Here is an 18,330-nt window from a genome sequence, read left to right as displayed (position 1 = left end):
CTTATTCCCTGGTTTAAAGGTTACAACTCATCAGCACTGCATCTTCCCGGCCCAGCCCTGCTGCACCCTGTTCAGCTGGATAGTAACCTTTACGTATACCGTCTTGCTGATAGCCCAGCCGATGGTAAAGGCTGATGGCGGCTCTATTGGAATCCCGTACTTCCAACAATATCCGGGTGATCTGCCTGGTTTGCAGTTCACGGTGTGCCTGGGTCAGTAGATTACCGGCCAAACCTTGTCCCTGGAGCGCTGGATCTATACCTATCTGGAGTAATTCAGCTTCATCAAACAAGGTGGAAAATATAACAAAGCCACTGACCTTCTGATTAATCAGATACGCAAAACCAATATTTCGTTCCCCGTTAAGCTGTTTCTGCAGCTGTGTTTCAGACCAGGAGGCATTAAAGCAGAGGTTTTCAAGATGAATCAAAACGGACAGGTCATCACTCTGCAATAACCTGACGTTCGCATCACTCATTCTGGCTGCTCTGCTGTTCCAGATGATCGAGCAAAGGTTGCAGATCACGCCAGACATCCCGTTTACAGTCCGGCAATGTCATCATCTCGGAAAGACTCGCCGTCGCCAGGGTTTTAACATCGGAGCGCAGGCTAAACAGCATGCCACGCAGCTGATCTAAAGGCTCACTACGTTCAAGTATCATCTGAGCAGCGGCTTCACCCAGCAGTATGACAGTACCGACAGGCTGTTTTTGCAGGGCTTTCCTGAGCTTATGCTGTACCGTTAGACGGGCCTGTTCGGCCCCCTGATTCAGCGATTTGCTGGCAAACATTGGCCAGGGCAGCGTGTAGTAATCACCGCAAGCGCCGCCGGTTAAACGGATCGAGCGTAAAATTTTATCTAACAAAATCTGATGATGGCTATCTGCCTGAGTCGCCGATTGACGTGCCTGTGGAGGCAGAGAATCGACCACCAGACAATCACCATAACTCATGAAAGCCAGTTTAAAGGGCGCCTGCACTGTCGCCGAAGATGGATCAGGTAGTGAGACCTCAGCTATGTCAGCCGAAGCCTGAGATACCGGCTGACTAGCAACAGAAGGGGCAACAACAGCTGGCTCGGGCTGAGCTATGCTCGCACCCGCTTGATCCTGCTTTGCTTCTGACTGAACTGTGGGCGGAGTTTCAGCCGGTCCCGATGGCGCTGTTTCTGGCTGAACCTTTGCAGTACCTGGCTGCGCACCAAAGCTGGCACTTAACTCAGCCCTGGCCTGCTTCGCTGCAAGGGCACTGGCTTCTGGCGAAACCATCCCTTGTCGCTGCGAGGTCTGACCCGGTGAAGTTTGCGAAGCGGAGGCTTGTTGATCAGTTTGCTCTGGCCAGCAAAACTCCCACACCCAGTCAGGCGTGGGACGAGCCACCGTTAACTGTCGCCTGGGCAGCCAGCTGGCGATACCCATCGCATCCAGATACTGATGTCGTCGTTGCTGATCCATACCAATACTATCCTATGCTGGCCGTTCTCAGGTATCAGACCTGAGGGTGGGCTTTCTCTTCAGTTGATTCAAGCATATTCAGTGCATGAATATAGGCTTTGGCAGAGGCGATAATGATATCGGTATCGGCGCCCAGTCCATTTACAATCCGGCCCCCTTTTTCAAGCCGCACGGTGACTTCACCCTGAGAATCGGTACCACTGGTAATGGCGTTAACAGAATACAGTTCCAGACTTGCTTCAGACTGAACAATTGATTCAATCGCTTTGAAAGCAGCATCGACCGGGCCACTGCCTTCAGCTTCGGCACTTTGTTCCTGATCATTAATGGCAACGGTCATGGTCGCTACCGGAGTCTCTCCGGTTTGTGAGGTAACCGCCAGGCTGCTCAGCTTATATTTCTCATAGTGTGATATCTGGGTATCACTCACCAGCGCTTGCAGATCTTCATCAAAGATCTCATGCTTTTTGTCCGCCAGATCTTTAAAGCGGGCAAACGCGGTATTCAACTCGGCATCCGATTCAAAAGTGGTGCCCAACTCTTCAAGACGCGCCCGGAAAGCGCTACGCCCTGAATGCTTGCCCATGACCATTTTATTGGCATTCCAGCCGACATCCTGAGCGGTCATAATTTCATATGTTTCGCGATGTTTCAGTACACCGTCCTGATGAATACCCGACTCATGGGCAAAAGCATTGGCACCCACAATGGCCTTGTTAGGCTGTACCGGAAAACCTGTGACACTGGAGATCAGGCGTGAAGCTGGGACAATCTGAGTGGTATCGATACCGGTATGCAAACCTAACACATCCTGACGGGTACGCAGCGCCATAACAACTTCTTCAAGTGAGGCGTTACCTGCACGCTCACCCAAACCATTGATAGTACACTCAACCTGACGGGCGCCGGCATTAACAGCCGCCAGCGAGTTGGCAACGGCTAGCCCCAGATCATTGTGACAATGCACAGAGAAAACCGCTTTATCGGCATTAGGTATACGCTCTAATAGCTGTTTAATCGTATGGCCAAACTCTTCCGGCACGGCATAACCTACCGTGTCAGGGATGTTAATGGTACGTGCACCCGCATCAATCACTTTCTCGATAATCCGGCACATAAAATCCAGCTCAGACCGGCTGGCATCTTCCAGTGAAAACTCAACATCACTGATCAGATTGCGCGCCCGTTTAACTGCATATACTGCTTGCTCAACAACCTTTTCCGGTTCCATCTGCAGCTTGTACTTCATATGGATAGGAGAGGTTGCGATAAAGGTATGAATACGACCGGAGTTAGCATTCGCCAACGCTTCACCGGCACGATCAATATCGGCATCCAGCGCCCGTGACAACGAACAGATCGTGCTGTCTTTAATGGTATCGGCAATCGATTTAACCGATTCAAAGTCACCCGGACTCGCGATAGCAAAACCCGCTTCAATCACATCAACCCGCATTTTTTCCAGCTGCTTGGCTACCCGCATTTTCTCTTCACGGGTCATCGATGCCCCAGGGCTCTGTTCACCATCACGCAGGGTGGTATCAAAAATAATTACGCGGTTATTATCGGTCATGCCCGGACTCCAGAAACTGATTGGCTGCGGAAAACTTTGCTGTAGGATTCGCAAAATGAAAAGCCATGAAAAAACTTGGCAAACGCCTGTAGACTATTGGCTGTAAATATACCATTTTGTACCCATAAAAGAGCCACAGTCTTAATATTATTTACTACTCTGTAATATAACTTCCTGATGGCTATTTGCAACAGAATGGCGTACTAATTACGTGGTCTGCAAACACCGCTTTAATCATTGATGTCGTTAATAAATCAGTCGTTAAAGAACCATTCTCTACCGTTAAAACAAAGGGATTCAGCCGATGAGCAATCAACCGTTCGATCAGTCAGTCGACCGCCGCCCGACCTTTAGCCTGAAATGGGAAAAATATCGTGATACCGATATTTTGCCGATGTGGGTTGCCGATACTGATTTTATGGCTCCTCCAGCCGTTATTGAGGCGCTACAAGAACGTATTGATCACGGTATCTTCGGTTACACCAACACCCCTAATGAACTCAATCAGCTGGTTATTGACCGAATGCAGTCCGAGTATAACTGGCATATCGAAGCCGACTGGCTGGTCTGGTTACCGGGACTCGTGTGCGGCCTTAACCTGGCGTGTCGTGCCACAGGCCAGAGCCAGGACTCGGTAGTTACTGCTAAACCGGTCTACCCCCCTTTTATGACCTCACCACGGTTATCCGATCGCAAGCTGGTGACTATCCCGATGGTCGAGCTGGAGCAGCGCTGGCTAATCGATTTCGACGCACTTGAAGCCTCGATTACCGACGCTAGTCGATTACTCTTGTTCTGTAACCCTCATAACCCAGGGGGGACCGTTTATCGCCAGTCTGAGCTGGAACGCTTAGCCCAGATCTGTATTAAACATAAACTGACGGTTTGTTCCGATGAGATCCACTGTGACCTGCTGCTCGAGCCCGGACTAAAGCATATTCCGTTAGCATCACTGAACGATAACATTGCCGCACAAACTATCACTCTGATGGCGCCCAGCAAGACCTTTAATATTGCGGGCCTGGGATGTTCTTTTGCGATCATTCCAGACGCCGAACTGCGTAAATCATTTCAACAACAGCGCAAGGGCATAGTCCCCGATACTAACTTGCTCGGTTTTACCGCGACAACAGCTGCATACAAAGCCGGTGATCAGTGGTTACAGCAACAGTTGGAATACCTGAAAGGTAATCGGGACTACCTGGTAAAAGAGATCAATCAGATTCCGGGTCTGAAGCTGAATCAGATAGAAGCAACCTATCTGGCCTGGATAGACATCTCCGCCGCTAAGCTGGAAAACCCAGCGCACTTCTTTGAACAAGCCGGTGTCGGTATGTCACCCGGCCGGGACTTTGGTGACGACCGTTTTATGCGTCTGAACTTCGGCTGTACCCGCAATATGGTTATCGAAGCGGTGAGCCGAATTCGCAAGGCGATGTTAAACCACCTTCCAGGTGGTTAGAACGGAGCCTGCGACTCTTGCTAGTGGATAGACGGAAAATTATATTTCCCTAGCTACATAAAAACATAAAAACCAATACGTCCGCTTTTCAAATACATCCTCTTTTGACTGTGGATTCAGTGGATCATGGCTGCAGATTGCAGTCATAAATCGGCGCGCCTTGGACCTGTGCGGTGACAAGGTAGCACTTATCCGATTGGAATATCGCTTGAAGGGCTTGATGATGCTACCGCAGCCCATGAGCAGATCCATAACGATGTTTTGGGTAACGATATCTTCGACACCAGCAAGTTCGTGGCCATGGCTACCGGATACAGATCACCAGATGAACGCACAAAAGCTAGATTTTTAGCCAAATTCTCATCTAATTCTCATCTAACTTTCATGAAAGTGATTTTCATTCGTACTAGATTGAAGTCATCTGATCATTACTGTACTTTGAGGAGAAATCATGAAAACAGTCAAACATACATCTTGGTTCATCGCTGCGGCGATCTCCACCATGCTGACAAGTACCTTCGCCGCGACTGACAAGCCTCCTACGGTTGATGAACAAATTTCCGGCATGCAGAGCATGTGCGCCGAGTCAGAAAAGGCGCGTAATGAGCGCCATATGGCCAATCCGCTATACTATCGACTCGGTGAATATGACAAGATCCATCGTTTCACCCGCGAGGTGGTACGACTGCACTTCGAGAACCCAGAACTTGATCACATCATGACGGGTATCGATGGTGAGCGGCTTGCCAAGAATGTAGCCGATTTCGTATCCACGGGAACCGGCGGTCTCAAAACTTACAAGGGTCGCGACATGCCCAGCGCCCATGCTCGCTTCAAGCTAACTGATGCAGATTTCCTAGCAGCTGGCGGTGATATTGTTCAGGCGATGCAGAGCATGGGATATGGCCAACCTGAGATCGATGAATTTGTCTGTATTCTGGTCTCGATGAAGGACCTGGTAGTTATGAAGTAGGCCACTCTTCAGAGAACTTCTATCAGGATATTAATATTCCCTGATTAGTACTATTTTAGGCCTCACAACAGCTTTGGTTGTATTTTCATTCAGACAGGGAAAAGTACCGTGCCATCATACAAATGATGTCCGCTTTTGCACGTAGCAGACAAAAAAAGAGCGCCAGAGGCGCTCTTTTTAATACTTTTTCTAACAAGTCACGAAGTGACATCTGGCCTCTGGGATTTAAGCCCTATCAAAGGGTAGGGCTATCACATCACTGATCTGTATTGAGTTAAGCGCCAGCATTGTCAGTCGATCCAGCCCCATTGCTACACCGGCACATTCGGGCATGCCTGCATTCAGGGCATCCACCAGCAGGTTATCAACAGGTCTTTGGGGCAAACCTTCAGCTCTGCGCTGCTCAATATCCTGATGAAAACGTCGCGCCTGCTCTTCGCCATCGGTCAGTTCAAAATAACCATTCGCAAGCTCTACGCCGGCGTAGAACAGCTCAAAACGACAGGCCACCGCCTGACCATCACTATCCGTCGCGACTTTAGCCAGTGCGGCCTGTGTCGCCGGGTAATCAAATACAAATACCGCACCGCGTTCGGCCAGCTTAGGTTCAATTACATGGGACATCAGCAGATTCAACCAGTTATCCCGGTTTTCATCTTCCATATCCAACTCGATATGCTGGCGGGCAAGCACCGCCAGTTCAGCAGCTGAGGCTGTATGCGGATTGATGTTCAGATAGTGCTGAAACAACTCGCCATAGCTGACCCTATGACAAGATTCAATGTTCAGTATAGGAGCAACCAGGGCTTCAACTTCATCCATCAGTTGCAAGTGATCGAAACCGGGACGATACCATTCCAGCATGGTAAATTCAGGGTTATGCCTTCGGCCCGCCTCACCATTACGAAACGCTTTACAGATCTGGTAGATGGCACCACTACCGGATGCCAGTAGCCGTTTCATGCCATATTCGGGTGAACTCTGCAGATAACGCGCTTCTTCCTGCTGGCCCGGTATCGGGTGATAACGACATGCAATAGTGTCGATATAGGGATCACTCACCGCGGCAGAGGTCATCAGGGGCGTTTCAACTTCCAGCACATCCCGTACAGTAAAGAACTGTCTGATCTGAGCATAGATATCAGCCCGTTTCAGCAAATTCTCCCGCGACGCGGTCGCCCGCCACAATTCAGTCATATATCACCAGCATCTTTAAATCAGATATCACAGAAACAAAAATGACAGCCGAAGCTGCCATTCTGATAAACCTATTAAAGCGTCGCGAGCGCCGGTAAGACAAGGCATAAATCGCTGAGTAAGCGGAGCTTAGCAAGCTAAGTGAGCATTACGAAGCGATTTATAACGCCGTATTACCAAGCGCAGCAGCTTTAATTACGCGCGGGACACGTACTCGCCGGTCCGCGTATCAATCTTCAGCATCTCGCCTTCTTCAATAAACAGCGGTACACGAACCACAGCGCCAGACTGCAACGTCGCAGGCTTAGAACCACCCTGTGCTGTATCACCTTTCAGGCCAGGATCAGTTTCAGTCACTTTCAGCTCAACGAAGTTAGGCGGCGTGATTGAGATTGGGTTGCCATTAAACAGCGTTACCAGACACTTATCCTGCTCTTTCAGCCACAGGTGCGCATCACCGATCGCGGTTGAATCGGCTGCTACCTGCTCGTAGCTGTTTGGATCCATGAAGTGCCACATCTCACCATCGCTGTACAGATACTCCATATCGGTATCCATTACATCAGCGCCTTCTACGCTTTCACCCGACTTAAAGGTACGTTCCCAGGTACGACCTGAGATAAGGTTCTTCATTTTAACGCGGGTGAATGCCTGACCTTTACCAGGCTTTACAAATTCAACGTCAACCATGGAACAAGGGTCGCCATCCAACATGATTTTAAGGCCGTTCTTGAACTGGTTGGAAGAGTAGTTTGCCATAACGATCTCGATATAAATGGGTAACAGGTAGCCTGAAGTTGAAATCAGCACCACCGCAAAATTGACACACATTCTACTTGAAAGGAGAATGCGAGCAAATTTTACAGCGAAATAAATCCACTTATGAACTCACCGGTGCAGATGCCCGACCATTGGCAAACAGTATTAAGCCAGACAATAAGCAGTCCGGCTCAGCTTATTAGTTACCTTGAGCTGCCTGAATCTCTGTCAGATAAGGCGGATCAGGCCTGCCTGGAATTTGCCATGCGAGTGCCCAAGCCCTGGCTTGATCGCATAGAAAAAGGCAATATCAACGACCCGTTGTTAAAACAGATTTTACCCGCTGCAGAAGAACTACATCAGGTCCCCGGATTTATAACCGATCCGTTGGCCGAGAAAGAGAGCAGCCCAACCCAAGGCTTGATTCATAAGTATCAGGGCCGGGTATTAGTGGTATTAACCGGCGCCTGTGCCATTAATTGCCGTTATTGTTTCCGTCGTCACTTTCCCTATCAGGAAAATAAACTGGGGCCAGAACAATGGCAGGCAATACTTGACTACATCCAGGCTGACACCAGCATTAGCGAAGTTATTTTTTCCGGCGGCGATCCCTTAGTATCAAGCGATAAGCGCCTGCAACAGCTGGTGCAGGACCTGGAACAGATACCCCACTTGCAACGACTCAGAATTCACTCACGATTGCCGGTGGTTTTGCCACAAAGGGTAACAGCTAACCTTTGCTCAATATTAGAAAAAACCCGACTGAATGTTGTGACGGTTATCCACAGTAATCACGCAAATGAGATCGATAACGCTGTTGCTCAAGCCGTCACTTTATTGAAGCAGGCAGGTTGCACTGTCCTGAATCAGGCCGTGCTGTTGCGAGGTATCAACGATAGCGTTGAGCAGCTAAAAGCCCTCAGTGAAACGCTGTTTCAGGCAGGCATACTGCCCTACTATCTGTTTACCTTTGATCCGGTCAAAGGAGCCGCTCATTTCGATGTACCGGATAGTGAAGCTAAACAGCTGATTCAGCAACTGCAGGCTCAACTACCCGGTTATCTGGTACCTAAGCTGGCCAGAGAAATACCGGGGCAACCCTCGAAGACTTTGTTAATACCGGAGCAGGGTTAAGTATGTATCCACAAGTTCAAAAACTGCTTCTGTTTATCGCAGTAATAATGTTCGGCCTGGGCACTCTGATCCAGATTGCCGAAAACAAACACCAACCGGGATTAGCTGTTGATTACCGTCCACTCAACAATCCAGGCGATATAGCACCGCTATTACAGCCGGTGCAAGCGATCGCTTACACCTCGGTCATCTCTCTTGCAGAGCTTCCCGTTAAAGAAAAGAAGCAACGTTTTACAGAGATGCTGCTGCCCGCCATTCTGATAAGTAAGCAAAAATTGCAAACACAACGTCATAAACTGGAGCAACTACTTAGTAATAACAGCTTAAACGCAGACCAACAGGATTGGTTAACCAGTACCATGCAACGTTATAAAGCAAAGACACCGGATCAACTTAAGCAACGAATGATCAACCTGCCAAACAGTATGATTCTGGCGCAGGCAGCAATAGAAACCGGCTGGGGCAGCTCGCGTTTCTTTGTCCAGGCAAACAATATTTTCGGGGTATGGTCTTTCGATCCGACAGAACCAAGGATCAAGGCTCATGGTGGACGAAATGGTACTCCGGTCTATCTGAAGCGCTATCCGTCTTTGCTTGAGTCGATCGATGATTACCAACTAACGCTGGGACGAGGGCAACCTTACAGACAATTGCGACAGGCGACCCGCTCAACCCAGAATTCGTTACAACTGATCACCTATCTTGATCGCTATAGCGAACTGGGTCAGACCTATATAAACCGGCTTGCTGCTGTTATTAAACATAATAAGCTACAGCAATACGACGACTACCACCTCAGACTCAACTGATCAGTCAGGCCGTAGCTCACCGATTATCTGTGCTATTGATTAACCGCAGGTTAGTTATGTGCCTGAACCAGCTCAGCTAGCAATTGATCCAAAGGTTGCGGTCGACCCAGACCGTAGCCCTGGCCATAATCGACACCGATACCGCGCAATAGCTCACAGATCTCTTCATTCTCTACAAATTCGGCAATGGTGGTTTTACCCATAACATGGCCAATATCATTGATCGATTTAACCATCGCCAGATCCAGTTCATCCTCAACAATACCCTTAACAAACAGACCATCAATCTTCAGGTTATCCACCGGCAAATTTTTAAGATAGGCAAACGATGATAATCCGCTGCCAAAATCATCCAGTGAAAACTGACAACCGTATGCTTTGAGCGCATTGATAAATTTACGGGCCTCCGACAGGTTTGCTATTGCAGAGGTCTCAGTCACTTCAAATTTGATCTTATAAGGCAGTAGAGAAGAACGCTCCAGATGATTAATAATGCTGTCTTTTATCACCTGATCGCCCAGTGACCCGCCTGACAGATTAATTGCACAGCAGCCCATTTCCTGGCTAAAAGAGTCAAAGTTTTTTTCCAGCCAGGCAAATGCATGGTCCACTACCCACTGGTCTATCTGACTGGAAAGCTGATATCGCTCAGCAGCCGGTAAAAATGCGCCAGGAGGCACTATATTACCCTCCCGATCTTCCATACGAAGCAGGATCTCAACATCAGGTTTTAGCTGGGGATTTTGCAACGGTTTTATCAGTTGACCGAAGAGCAGAAAGCGATTTTCATCCAGAGCGGAATTTATCTCAGAGACCCAGAGCATCTCCCCCTCACGCTGAGCCAGCATCTCATCGCCCTGTTGATACAGATGCACCCGGTTACGGCCGGTATCTTTAGCGGTGTAGCAAGCGGAATCAGCCTGTTTGAGTATTTCAGTCATACTGACTGAATGTTCATCAATCTCAACCACACCGATACTGACGCCGATATTAAACACTTGCTGTTCCCAGCCAAATTTAAACTGAGCGATAGAGTCTCTGATATCCTCCGCTACCATTCGGGCCTTATCCAGCGGACAGTTCTGCATCAAGATGCCAAACTCATCGCCACCTAGCCGAGCCAGCGTATCATTGGCGCGCACCCGGTCTTGCAATAAGGATGACACCTGGCGCAACAGTTCATCGCCGGCTACATGGCCGCAGGTATCATTTACAATTTTGAACTGATCCAGATCGAGAAAGCAGAACGCATGCTGACAATCCGGCGGCCTTGGTGACTGCAACATCTTCTCAAGTCGCACTTCAAATTCGCGCCGGTTTACCAGCGCCGTTAGCTGATCATGGCTGGCATGATAGCTTATCTGCTCTGAAATCAGTCGATTCTCAGTGACATCTTGCAGGGTAACTACATAATGGGTAAGCAAACCTTCTAAATCATAAATAGGGGCAATACTCACTTGCGCCCAATACAAGGTGCCGGACTTCTTGCTATTGATTATTTCGCCACGCCAGCTTGGATTATCAATCAGTTCAGACCAGATCTGGGTATAAGACATTTCACCGGGGCGATTATAGTGCAAAGCCTCTATGTTACGTCCCAGCATCTCATCATTCAGATACCCGGTCTCTTCAGTGAATTTAGGACTGGTATATTCAATCTCACCATCCGGCTTAGTTATCAGTACCATATTGGGACTAAACTCAACCGCTTTGGTCACTTTCCGTAATTCTTCCTCGGCCCTGCGACGCTCTTCAATCTCATGCTGTAGCGAGGCGGTTCGTTCGCTGACTAACTGACCAACCCGCATGGTTCGTCCCGTCAAAGAGAGCAACCAGCCCCCCAGCAATGCCGTAAACATCATGCCAGCCAGCAGTACAATCCAGCTACTCCATTGCGATATGTGATTGAAAAACTCAGGTTTGGCACTGTAATTAAACAGATAAGTACGTCCCCCGAGACTGTACTCAACACTCCAGCGAAGCAGCATGTCCGTATTGCGAAAACCTGTTTCTTCACTGTAGATAAGGTCTGGATTGTAGGTTATATCGGTTAATTCAAGAGCGATAGGTTTTGCCAGATCCAATCGTTGCTGTAGCACCGCTTCTATAAAATCGCCCATACGGTAGACCGCTGCAACCATACCTTCTTCAGACAACCCCAGATCTACCGATCTATGGTTCACATATAGGTAGGCAACAATTCCCTGCTGCGCGCCTTTCTCCTGAACCAGGCGGATGGGTGCCGTAATCGACACCCCATTATTAAGGCGGGCATGCCGTTGCGCTTTTTCAGCGACGGGATGACTGGAGATATCGAAACCATAAGCCCGCTCATTCCCCTTTAACGGTTCTATATAGGTAATTGGATAGTAGTGTGATTTTTCAACGGCTTTAATGAGTTGTCCGTCAGCACTCATCTGCTTAATCTGGGAAGGGATACCTACCGTTTTTACATATCGGTCACGTATCGAATGGGGGATACGGGGGATCCATTCCAGCGCCTGTATTTCCGGATAACGTTTCAGTTGATGCTGGGTAAAACTGGAAAAATCTGCGCCTGTAACCTCTTCGCTACTTTTAAAGAAGCTGCGCAGTGAATATAAAACCTCTAGACCCGCATTAAAACGATCTTCCATATGCGTATGAAGCTGTTCAGCTTGCTGTGAGAAAATCAGCTTCCGTTCCTGCTCCTCGTAATTTTTTGTCACAAAAAACAAAATAAAAATAGTCGTGAGCACCCCGGCCATGGGTAAACCTACCGCCAGCCTGCGATTAAACAGCGTACTATCCTGACCGGCAAACAGAGCCAATAACATCGGCGTGACAACCATGGCGCCAATACTGTCACCGATCCACCAGGTCAGCCAGTTTATAAAAAAATCTTCCAGCTCTATAACACCAAAAGCCAGGAACGAGGTGATTGCCACAATACTGGCAACTAAAGAGGCCAGAGGACCGATAATAATCAGAAACAGCGTAATCTGCTTATCATCAATTAATGCAGGCATCCTCCCCTGAAACTTGCGTACTAACCACACTGCACCTGCAGCCTGAAAAATAGCCGCACTACTTAGCAACACCATTAAAGTCATTGAACGCACAGTAGAAGTGATGCTGGTAAGATCCAGCCAACTATTGGCATAAAATAACATTAACGTGATAAACAGGCCGATACAGGCCCGGTAACCTCGTAACAAGATCGCAGTGATAGAGATGCCTGCAGCAGGCCAGACCGCAGAAGCCTCACTAGGATGAATAGCCAACAGATCGAGGGAAAAACCTGCCACCAGCAGATAACAGATACCCGGTAATACATGGGTATAGAAATGCTGGAGTAACGTTTTATTCCAGTTGTGTGATTGCGATTGCGACGTCTGCATAGAACCAGGTATTTACTTCATCTTCTGTTATTTATAACGACAACCTACTCTCTATATCACACTAGGTTTAAGACATGGAGTTTAGCACTAAGTTAACTACCCAATATGACCAACTTGGCACGCAGATCAGTTCCAACCCATCCGCTATTCGACTAACCTGAATTGAAGCCTCAAATAACCATAATAATTGTGAGCCGAATATGTATGGATCAGAAACCGGATTTCTGGCCCGGGAGTCCCTGCCGGAGCTATTCAGTCTGCTACATGTTCAGGGGTTCGATATTGTCGCCCCCCAAATACAAGACGGTAGCATTCTGTACCAGGTTATCACCGGTGCAGAGCAACTGCCCAGCGGCTGGCAAGACCAGCAGCAACCAGGCAGCTACCGGCTCACACAGACAGAAAGTCCGCTTAACTTCTCATGGGCCAATGGCCCCCAGGCACTCAAACCCTGGTTATTCGCTCCCCGTGAAGTCATCTGGCGGGCCGAAAAACAACCCGATGGCCGGCTACAGTTTTGCGAGCCCGATGCACCCGATCGAAAACTGGCCGTGTTAGGGGTACGCAGCTGCGACCTGGCTGCATTAAAACTGCAAGATGCCCACTTCCTTAATAACCGCTATCACGATCCCTATTACGCAGCTCGTCGAAAAGGTCTGCTGATTATTGCAGTGAACTGTTCACACCCAGCGGATACCTGTTTCTGCGTTTCTACCGGCGATGGCCCCCATGCTGAGCAAGGTTTTGATCTCTGCCTGACCGAACTGGAAAACGGATTTCTGATTAGCAGCGGTAGCGAAACCGGCAACGACTTATATGAAAAGCTACCACTGACTAAAGCCACTGAGAAACAGCTACACAATCAACTTCAACAGAAACTGTCAGCCAGTAAACAGCAACGGGCACTCCCCCAGATTCCCGTTAAACAGCTACTCAGTGAGCGCAGAGATCATCCCCGCTGGGACGATATTGCCGAGCGCTGTCTGGCCTGTGGCAACTGCACCCAGGTCTGCCCGACCTGCTTTTGTCATAAAGAGGGCGATCTGGCATCGCTGGATGCCAGCACCAGTGAACATTTGCGCGAGTGGGATTCTTGCTTCAGTGAGGGTCATGGTTATATGGCCGGTCATCAGGCTCGCCCGGAGATCAAAGATCGCTACCAACAGTGGATGATCCATAAACTAAGCAGTTGGCATGATCAGTATGGCCGCAGCGGCTGTACCGGTTGTGGACGCTGTACAACCTGGTGCCCCGCTGCCATCGACTTTGTTGAAGAAGTTAATCTGATCTGCGGAGATGAATCATGACCCGTGCTGCCCCAAAACCTCAGTGCGATAGCCATCCATATCTGCCGATGGAAGCCGAAGTGGTTGAGTTTACCGCCGAATCCCCCAGTATATTTACATTACGATTAAAACTGACCGATGAGCAGCAAAACCAGCTCTATAGTTTTCAACCGGGACAGTTCAACATGCTCTATCTGCATGGCGTAGGGGAGGTCGCTATATCGATAGTATCCGACCCCCAGGACGAGCGCCTGATAGACCATACAATTCGGGCGGTCGGTCGGGTCACTAAGGGCCTGCAACAATTAAAACCCGGCGATCGGTTAGGTTTGCGAGGACCTTACGGCAGGGGCTGGCCAATGCAGGAATGCAAAGGACAGGACGTCATTATCGTGACCGGTGGACTAGGCTGCGCACCGGTTGTCGCTGTTATCAATTACATTCTGATGCGACGCAAAAAGTTTGGCAAACTAACGATAATTCAGGGTGTAAAACACTCCGACGATCTGATCTGGCGGGAGCGCTATGATTACTGGAATACCCTGCCGGACACTCAGGTACTGATCGCGGCAGATCACGGCGGTGCAGTATGGCCATTTCATCACGGTCGGGTAACCGATCTGTTCAGCAAAAGCATTGTCGACCCCGCCAATGCTTTCGCCATGCTCTGCGGCCCTGAAGGTTTGATGCAGGCAGCATCTACCGGACTGATAGATCTGGGACTGCAACCGGAGCGGGTCTATCTCAGCATGGAACGCAATATGCAGTGTGCCGTGGGCCACTGTGGTCATTGCCAATACGGCAAAGACTTCATCTGCAAAGATGGTCCGGTATTCAGCTACCCTGAAATCAGTGACCGGCTTGGCGTGCAAGGAGTTTGAGATGAGTGATAAACCTCACATCGAAACCCACAAATTCAGCTCCTGCTATCGTCTTGACGTGAAAGGAGCCTGGCATTAGTGATAAACCTCGCATCGAGACCCACAAATTCAGCTCCTGCGATGGATTTAACCTGATATGGAGTCTGGCATGAGTGATAAACCTCGCATCGAGATCCACAAATTCAGCTCCTGCGATGGATTTAACCTGATATGGAGTCTGGCATGAGCGATAAACCTCTCATCGAGATTCACAAATTCAGCTCCTGCTGTCATCTTGACGTGAAAGGAGTCTGGCATGAGCGATAAACCTAGGATTGCAGTCCACAAATTCAGCTCCTGCGATGGCTGTCAGTTAGCTTTCCTGAATATGGGAGAAGACCTGATCAATCTGGCTGAACAGGTTGAAATAATCCACTTTGCCGAAGCCGGCCCTGTCGCTGAAGATGCCCTTGTAGACATCGCGTTTATCGAAGGCAGCGTGGTTACTGCCCATGATCAACAGCGCATTAAGCAGATACGCAATAACAGCCAATACCTGATAACGATCGGCGCCTGCGCGACATCCGGTGGAATTCAGGCGCTCAAAAACCTGGCTGCCGATGCTGCAGACTGGCCCGCTCAGATCTACGGTCAGCCTCAGTATATTGATTCACTGGATCAGTCCGGCGCCGTGAGTGACTACGTCAAAGTCGACTTCGAACTCTGGGGCTGCCCCATCAATAGTGCTCAGGTCGTTGAACTGGTTAACTCTCTGTTACGTGGGGTTAGTCCGATCGATCATCAGGATAAAGTCTGCCTGACCTGTAAGCAGGAACAGATCGTGTGCACCCTGATTACCCAGGGCAAGCCCTGCCTTGGGCCTGTCACCCGCAACGGTTGCGGCGCACTCTGCCCCAGCTTTGGCCGCGATTGCTTTGGCTGCTACGGTCCGGCTGAAAACAGCAACACTATCGGTCTGGCAAATCGTTTTGCAGGGCTCGGTCTGCTGCCGGATGAAATTCAACGACGTTTTAAACTGGTACATGCCAGTGCCAGTGAAAACCAGCGGATCATTGCCCGGGACTTAACGCAGGACTTAGCACAGGACTTAGCACAGGAGAGCAGCGATGAGTAAGCGTAACCTGAGCATCAGAGTCCCTATCCTGGCCCGGGTTGAAGGCGAAGGCGCCATGGATCTGGATATTCGTGACGGGGCTATTGAAAAACTCCAACTGCGTATCTATGAGCCACCACGGTTCTTTGAAAAATTCCTCGAAGGCCGTGCTTACCATGAGATCCCGGATGTGGTCGCTCGCATCTGTGGTATCTGTCCGGTGGCTTATCAGGTCAGCGCAGTGAATGCTATTGAAAGCGCTTTTAATATGGATCCTGGCCCCTGGGTAAAAGCGATGCGCCGACTGATCTATCTGGGTGAGTGGATCGAAAGCCATGCCCTGCATATCCATCTACTGGCTTTGCCTGATTTCTTTGGTTACCAAAGCGGTATCGCTATGGCCAAAGATCATCCGGCAGAAGTACGCCGCGGCCTCAAACTACAGAACCTGGGCAACGAAATCATGCGCTGCATCGGCGCACGTTCAGTGCATCCGGTTTCCATCAAAGTTGGCGGCCTGCACAAAGCGCCTGATGATGCGAAATTAGCAAGGTTATTACGGGCGTTAGAGGAAGCCCTGCCAGAAGCACTGGAAATGTGCGACTGGCTGGCCAGCATTCCCCTACCCGATGATCAGCAGACATTTAACTGCACTGCACTGAAAGCGGCTAACTATGCAGTCGAAGACGGCATTTTAGTCAGCAGTACCGGCCTGAATCTGAAGCCAGAACAATATGATCAGCACTTCACTGAGTTCCACCAGCCACAATCCACCGCGCTGTGGAGCCATATGGATGGCGAAGCCTACCTGGTCGGTCCACTGGCCCGAATGAACCTGACCGCCCAGACTATGCCCGCTATCAGTCAGCCGGTAATGCACAAGTTTGCCCATCGCTTCCCCAGCAACAATATGTTCGACAGCATGCTGGCCCGGGGGATTGAGATAGTCTTTGCCATGCAGGAAGCGATCAGTATTCTGCAGGGCTATAGCCGACCACAGCATAGTTTCATCGAATCGACACCGCAGGAAAGCCAGGGCCAGGGCTGGAGCGAAGCTCCTCGCGGCTTACTATGGCACCACTATGAGTTAGACAGGCAGGGGATTGTACGCAAGGCTCGTCTAGTACCGCCCACCAGTCAGAATCAGGCCCGTATCGAACAGGACTTGCACCGCTCTCTACTTAACTTTGGTCTGGATAATAGCGATGACGATATCCGGCTGCATTGCGAAAAAGTAATCCGCAACTATGACCCTTGTATCTCCTGCGCTACCCACTTCCTGAAACTGAATACGGTACGACGTTGAAGATTAAAATTATTGGGCTTGGCTCCCCCCATGGCGATGATCAGGCCGGTTGGGAAGTGATTCGGTTGTTACAGCAACAAACACTGCCTGAAAATGTCGAACTACTGGCGCTGGACCGGCCGGGGCTGGCGCTGCCAAACTACTTTGATGGGGCAGACAAGGTGATACTGATCGACGCCTGCGATGCCGGCTGGATGTTAGGGGAGTGGCAACAATTCAGTCTTGAACAGCTACTGGATTGCGCCGGGCTTCAGGGCGGTAGTAGCCATCAGCTCGGCGTGGCTGACAGCTTACAGCTAGCAGCCATAACCGGGGTAGAACTGCCAGCCATTACGGTCATCTGTGTACAGATCGGCCAATGCGGACAGATGGAAGCCATGAGTCCAGAGCTCTTCACCAGCAGCAAGCGCATCTGTAACAATATTCACTACCAGCTTAACTACGCGGCGGTACCATCGGGAATCTAGTCACACTGCCTTTTACTTCAGTGATTTTTGCCACGCCTCCCTGGGGCACCACATCAATACGAATAATCGACTGTACCGGGATAAAACTACGTTCAACTTCTTCGAACTGCTGTTTAAGCTTCTCTTCAGACGGATCAACGACCACTGTGGTCTGACTACCAAAGACAAAATCTTCCGCCTCCAGAAATCCCCACAAATCACTCTGATAAATTTGACGGGCATAGATTTCATACACCTCATCCTGATTAAGGAATTTAATTCGGTAGATCGGATCTTTAGCCATACTTCAGCCCATACAAAGTTAATTAACTGCCAGCTATATGGGGATCAGTATGATGAATACAAGGAAACCTGCAAATAAGTATCAAGCTTTCTCAGTGGACAGTAAATCGACTTAGTGCGCGAAAGGCTGCACAGCGAAATGACAAGTCCTTTTCAAGCAGCATGACAAAGCAGAAAGCCGACTTAATGTCCACCCTGCGGGGCTTACAGAGCAATCTAATTTCTTTGTTAACGGCTTTCGATAGGCAGCAAGCATGTCTGTAACCGTTGCCTC

Annotated in this window: 16 protein-coding genes; 9 read left to right on the top strand and 7 right to left on the bottom strand. The window is 49.5% G+C overall.

Annotated features, from left to right (window positions below; all coding sequences use genetic code 11):
• Positions 1-13 precede the first annotated feature (13 nt).
• From rimI to EHS89_RS13335, 3 genes are read right to left on the bottom strand one after another with little or no spacing between them, the layout of a single operon-like run.
• Positions 14-478: a ribosomal protein S18-alanine N-acetyltransferase gene (rimI, locus tag EHS89_RS13345; protein WP_124926651.1), complete on the bottom strand. Its 465-nt coding sequence runs from the start codon at positions 476-478 to the stop codon at positions 14-16.
• Positions 471-1,454 (bottom strand): uracil-DNA glycosylase family protein, encoded by a 984-nt coding sequence (locus tag EHS89_RS13340; RefSeq protein ID WP_124926650.1) that lies wholly within the window; start codon positions 1,452-1,454, stop codon positions 471-473. The genes rimI and EHS89_RS13340 overlap by 8 nt, the downstream gene beginning before the upstream one ends.
• 34 nt (positions 1,455-1,488) lie before the next feature.
• A complete protein-coding gene (locus EHS89_RS13335; protein WP_124926649.1) occupies positions 1,489-3,027 on the bottom strand; it encodes a 2-isopropylmalate synthase in 1,539 nt (512 codons plus the stop codon).
• A 304-nt stretch (positions 3,028-3,331) separates the two neighbouring features.
• Between EHS89_RS13335 and EHS89_RS13330 the strand changes: the two genes are divergently transcribed.
• Both EHS89_RS13330 and EHS89_RS13325 read left to right on the top strand, forming a co-directional pair.
• Positions 3,332-4,489 (top strand): MalY/PatB family protein, encoded by a 1,158-nt coding sequence (locus EHS89_RS13330; RefSeq protein ID WP_124926648.1) that lies wholly within the window; start codon positions 3,332-3,334, stop codon positions 4,487-4,489.
• A 451-nt stretch (positions 4,490-4,940) separates the two neighbouring features.
• Positions 4,941-5,462, top strand: coding sequence for a group I truncated hemoglobin (locus tag EHS89_RS13325; protein WP_124926647.1), 522 nt, complete (start codon positions 4,941-4,943; stop codon positions 5,460-5,462).
• A gap of 225 nt (positions 5,463-5,687) precedes the next feature.
• Here the strand turns inward: EHS89_RS13325 and epmA are convergent, their stop codons facing one another.
• Together epmA and efp are read right to left on the bottom strand one after the other, a co-directional pair.
• Complete coding sequence (gene epmA, locus EHS89_RS13320) at positions 5,688-6,659, bottom strand: EF-P lysine aminoacylase EpmA (RefSeq protein ID WP_124926646.1); 972 nt, start codon at positions 6,657-6,659, stop codon at positions 5,688-5,690.
• A 195-nt stretch (positions 6,660-6,854) separates the two neighbouring features.
• Entirely contained in the window at positions 6,855-7,418 is a 564-nt protein-coding gene (gene efp / locus EHS89_RS13315) for an elongation factor P (RefSeq protein WP_124926750.1), read from the bottom strand.
• A 123-nt stretch (positions 7,419-7,541) separates the two neighbouring features.
• Here efp and epmB point away from each other — a divergent pair, with 123 nt between their 5' ends.
• Together epmB and EHS89_RS13305 are read left to right on the top strand one after the other, a co-directional pair.
• Positions 7,542-8,552: an EF-P beta-lysylation protein EpmB gene (epmB, locus tag EHS89_RS13310; protein ID WP_124926645.1), complete on the top strand. Its 1,011-nt coding sequence runs from the start codon at positions 7,542-7,544 to the stop codon at positions 8,550-8,552.
• Positions 8,553-8,554: 2 nt separating this feature from the next.
• Positions 8,555-9,361, top strand: coding sequence for a glucosaminidase domain-containing protein (locus tag EHS89_RS13305; protein WP_124926644.1), 807 nt, complete (start codon positions 8,555-8,557; stop codon positions 9,359-9,361).
• Positions 9,362-9,411: 50 nt separating this feature from the next.
• On the opposite strand, the gene EHS89_RS13300 is transcribed toward EHS89_RS13305, so the two are convergent.
• Positions 9,412-12,741 (bottom strand): EAL domain-containing protein, encoded by a 3,330-nt coding sequence (locus EHS89_RS13300; RefSeq protein WP_124926643.1) that lies wholly within the window; start codon positions 12,739-12,741, stop codon positions 9,412-9,414.
• Between the two features lie 200 nt (positions 12,742-12,941).
• Between EHS89_RS13300 and EHS89_RS13295 the strand changes: the two genes are divergently transcribed.
• The 5 genes from EHS89_RS13295 (at position 12,942) to EHS89_RS13275 (ending at position 17,774) form a co-directional block, all read left to right on the top strand.
• Complete coding sequence (locus tag EHS89_RS13295; protein WP_124926642.1) at positions 12,942-14,048, top strand: 4Fe-4S dicluster domain-containing protein; 1,107 nt, start codon at positions 12,942-12,944, stop codon at positions 14,046-14,048.
• A complete protein-coding gene (locus EHS89_RS13290; RefSeq protein ID WP_124926641.1) occupies positions 14,045-14,908 on the top strand; it encodes an FAD/NAD(P)-binding protein in 864 nt (287 codons plus the stop codon). Before EHS89_RS13295 ends, EHS89_RS13290 begins: the two co-directional genes overlap by 4 nt.
• 295 nt (positions 14,909-15,203) lie before the next feature.
• Positions 15,204-16,022, top strand: coding sequence for an NADH-quinone oxidoreductase subunit B family protein (locus EHS89_RS13285; protein ID WP_124926640.1), 819 nt, complete (start codon positions 15,204-15,206; stop codon positions 16,020-16,022).
• Positions 16,015-17,307 carry a Ni/Fe hydrogenase subunit alpha gene (locus tag EHS89_RS13280; RefSeq protein WP_124926639.1) on the top strand — a complete coding sequence of 431 codons (1,293 nt, stop codon included), beginning with the start codon at positions 16,015-16,017 and terminating at the stop codon, positions 17,305-17,307. The genes EHS89_RS13285 and EHS89_RS13280 overlap by 8 nt, the downstream gene beginning before the upstream one ends.
• Positions 17,304-17,774: a hydrogenase maturation protease gene (locus tag EHS89_RS13275; protein WP_170167500.1), complete on the top strand. Its 471-nt coding sequence runs from the start codon at positions 17,304-17,306 to the stop codon at positions 17,772-17,774. The genes EHS89_RS13280 and EHS89_RS13275 overlap by 4 nt, the downstream gene beginning before the upstream one ends.
• Here EHS89_RS13275 and EHS89_RS13270 read toward each other — a convergent pair.
• Positions 17,743-18,057 carry a DUF1820 family protein gene (locus EHS89_RS13270; protein WP_124926637.1) on the bottom strand — a complete coding sequence of 105 codons (315 nt, stop codon included), beginning with the start codon at positions 18,055-18,057 and terminating at the stop codon, positions 17,743-17,745. The genes EHS89_RS13275 and EHS89_RS13270 overlap by 32 nt on opposite strands.
• Positions 18,058-18,330: the final 273 nt, after the last annotated feature.

It is taken from the genome of Amphritea balenae (assembly GCF_003858655.1).
GTDB classification, from domain to species: domain Bacteria; phylum Pseudomonadota; class Gammaproteobacteria; order Pseudomonadales; family Balneatricaceae; genus Amphritea; species Amphritea balenae.
This window is presented reverse-complemented; position numbering and strand designations above follow the sequence as displayed.

Excerpts from the sequence above, each read along its gene's own strand:
- EHS89_RS13335 (WP_124926649.1), bottom strand. The coding sequence starts at position 3,027 with ATGACCGATAATAACCGCGTAATTATTTTTGATACCACCCTGCGTGAT.
- EHS89_RS13270 (WP_124926637.1), bottom strand. The coding sequence starts at position 18,057 with ATGGCTAAAGATCCGATCTACCGAATTAAATTCCTTAATCAGGATGAG.
- EHS89_RS13285 (WP_124926640.1), top strand. The coding sequence starts at position 15,204 with ATGAGCGATAAACCTAGGATTGCAGTCCACAAATTCAGCTCCTGCGAT.
- EHS89_RS13290 (WP_124926641.1), top strand. The coding sequence starts at position 14,045 with ATGACCCGTGCTGCCCCAAAACCTCAGTGCGATAGCCATCCATATCTG.
- EHS89_RS13305 (WP_124926644.1), top strand. The coding sequence starts at position 8,555 with ATGTATCCACAAGTTCAAAAACTGCTTCTGTTTATCGCAGTAATAATG.
- EHS89_RS13330 (WP_124926648.1), top strand. The coding sequence starts at position 3,332 with ATGAGCAATCAACCGTTCGATCAGTCAGTCGACCGCCGCCCGACCTTT.
- EHS89_RS13340 (WP_124926650.1), bottom strand. The coding sequence starts at position 1,454 with ATGGATCAGCAACGACGACATCAGTATCTGGATGCGATGGGTATCGCC.
- epmB (WP_124926645.1), top strand. The coding sequence starts at position 7,542 with ATGAACTCACCGGTGCAGATGCCCGACCATTGGCAAACAGTATTAAGC.
- EHS89_RS13280 (WP_124926639.1), top strand. The coding sequence starts at position 16,015 with ATGAGTAAGCGTAACCTGAGCATCAGAGTCCCTATCCTGGCCCGGGTT.
- EHS89_RS13295 (WP_124926642.1), top strand. The coding sequence starts at position 12,942 with ATGTATGGATCAGAAACCGGATTTCTGGCCCGGGAGTCCCTGCCGGAG.
- EHS89_RS13300 (WP_124926643.1), bottom strand. The coding sequence starts at position 12,741 with ATGCAGACGTCGCAATCGCAATCACACAACTGGAATAAAACGTTACTC.
- efp (WP_124926750.1), bottom strand. The coding sequence starts at position 7,418 with ATGGCAAACTACTCTTCCAACCAGTTCAAGAACGGCCTTAAAATCATG.
- rimI (WP_124926651.1), bottom strand. The coding sequence starts at position 478 with ATGAGTGATGCGAACGTCAGGTTATTGCAGAGTGATGACCTGTCCGTT.
- epmA (WP_124926646.1), bottom strand. The coding sequence starts at position 6,659 with ATGACTGAATTGTGGCGGGCGACCGCGTCGCGGGAGAATTTGCTGAAA.
- EHS89_RS13325 (WP_124926647.1), top strand. The coding sequence starts at position 4,941 with ATGAAAACAGTCAAACATACATCTTGGTTCATCGCTGCGGCGATCTCC.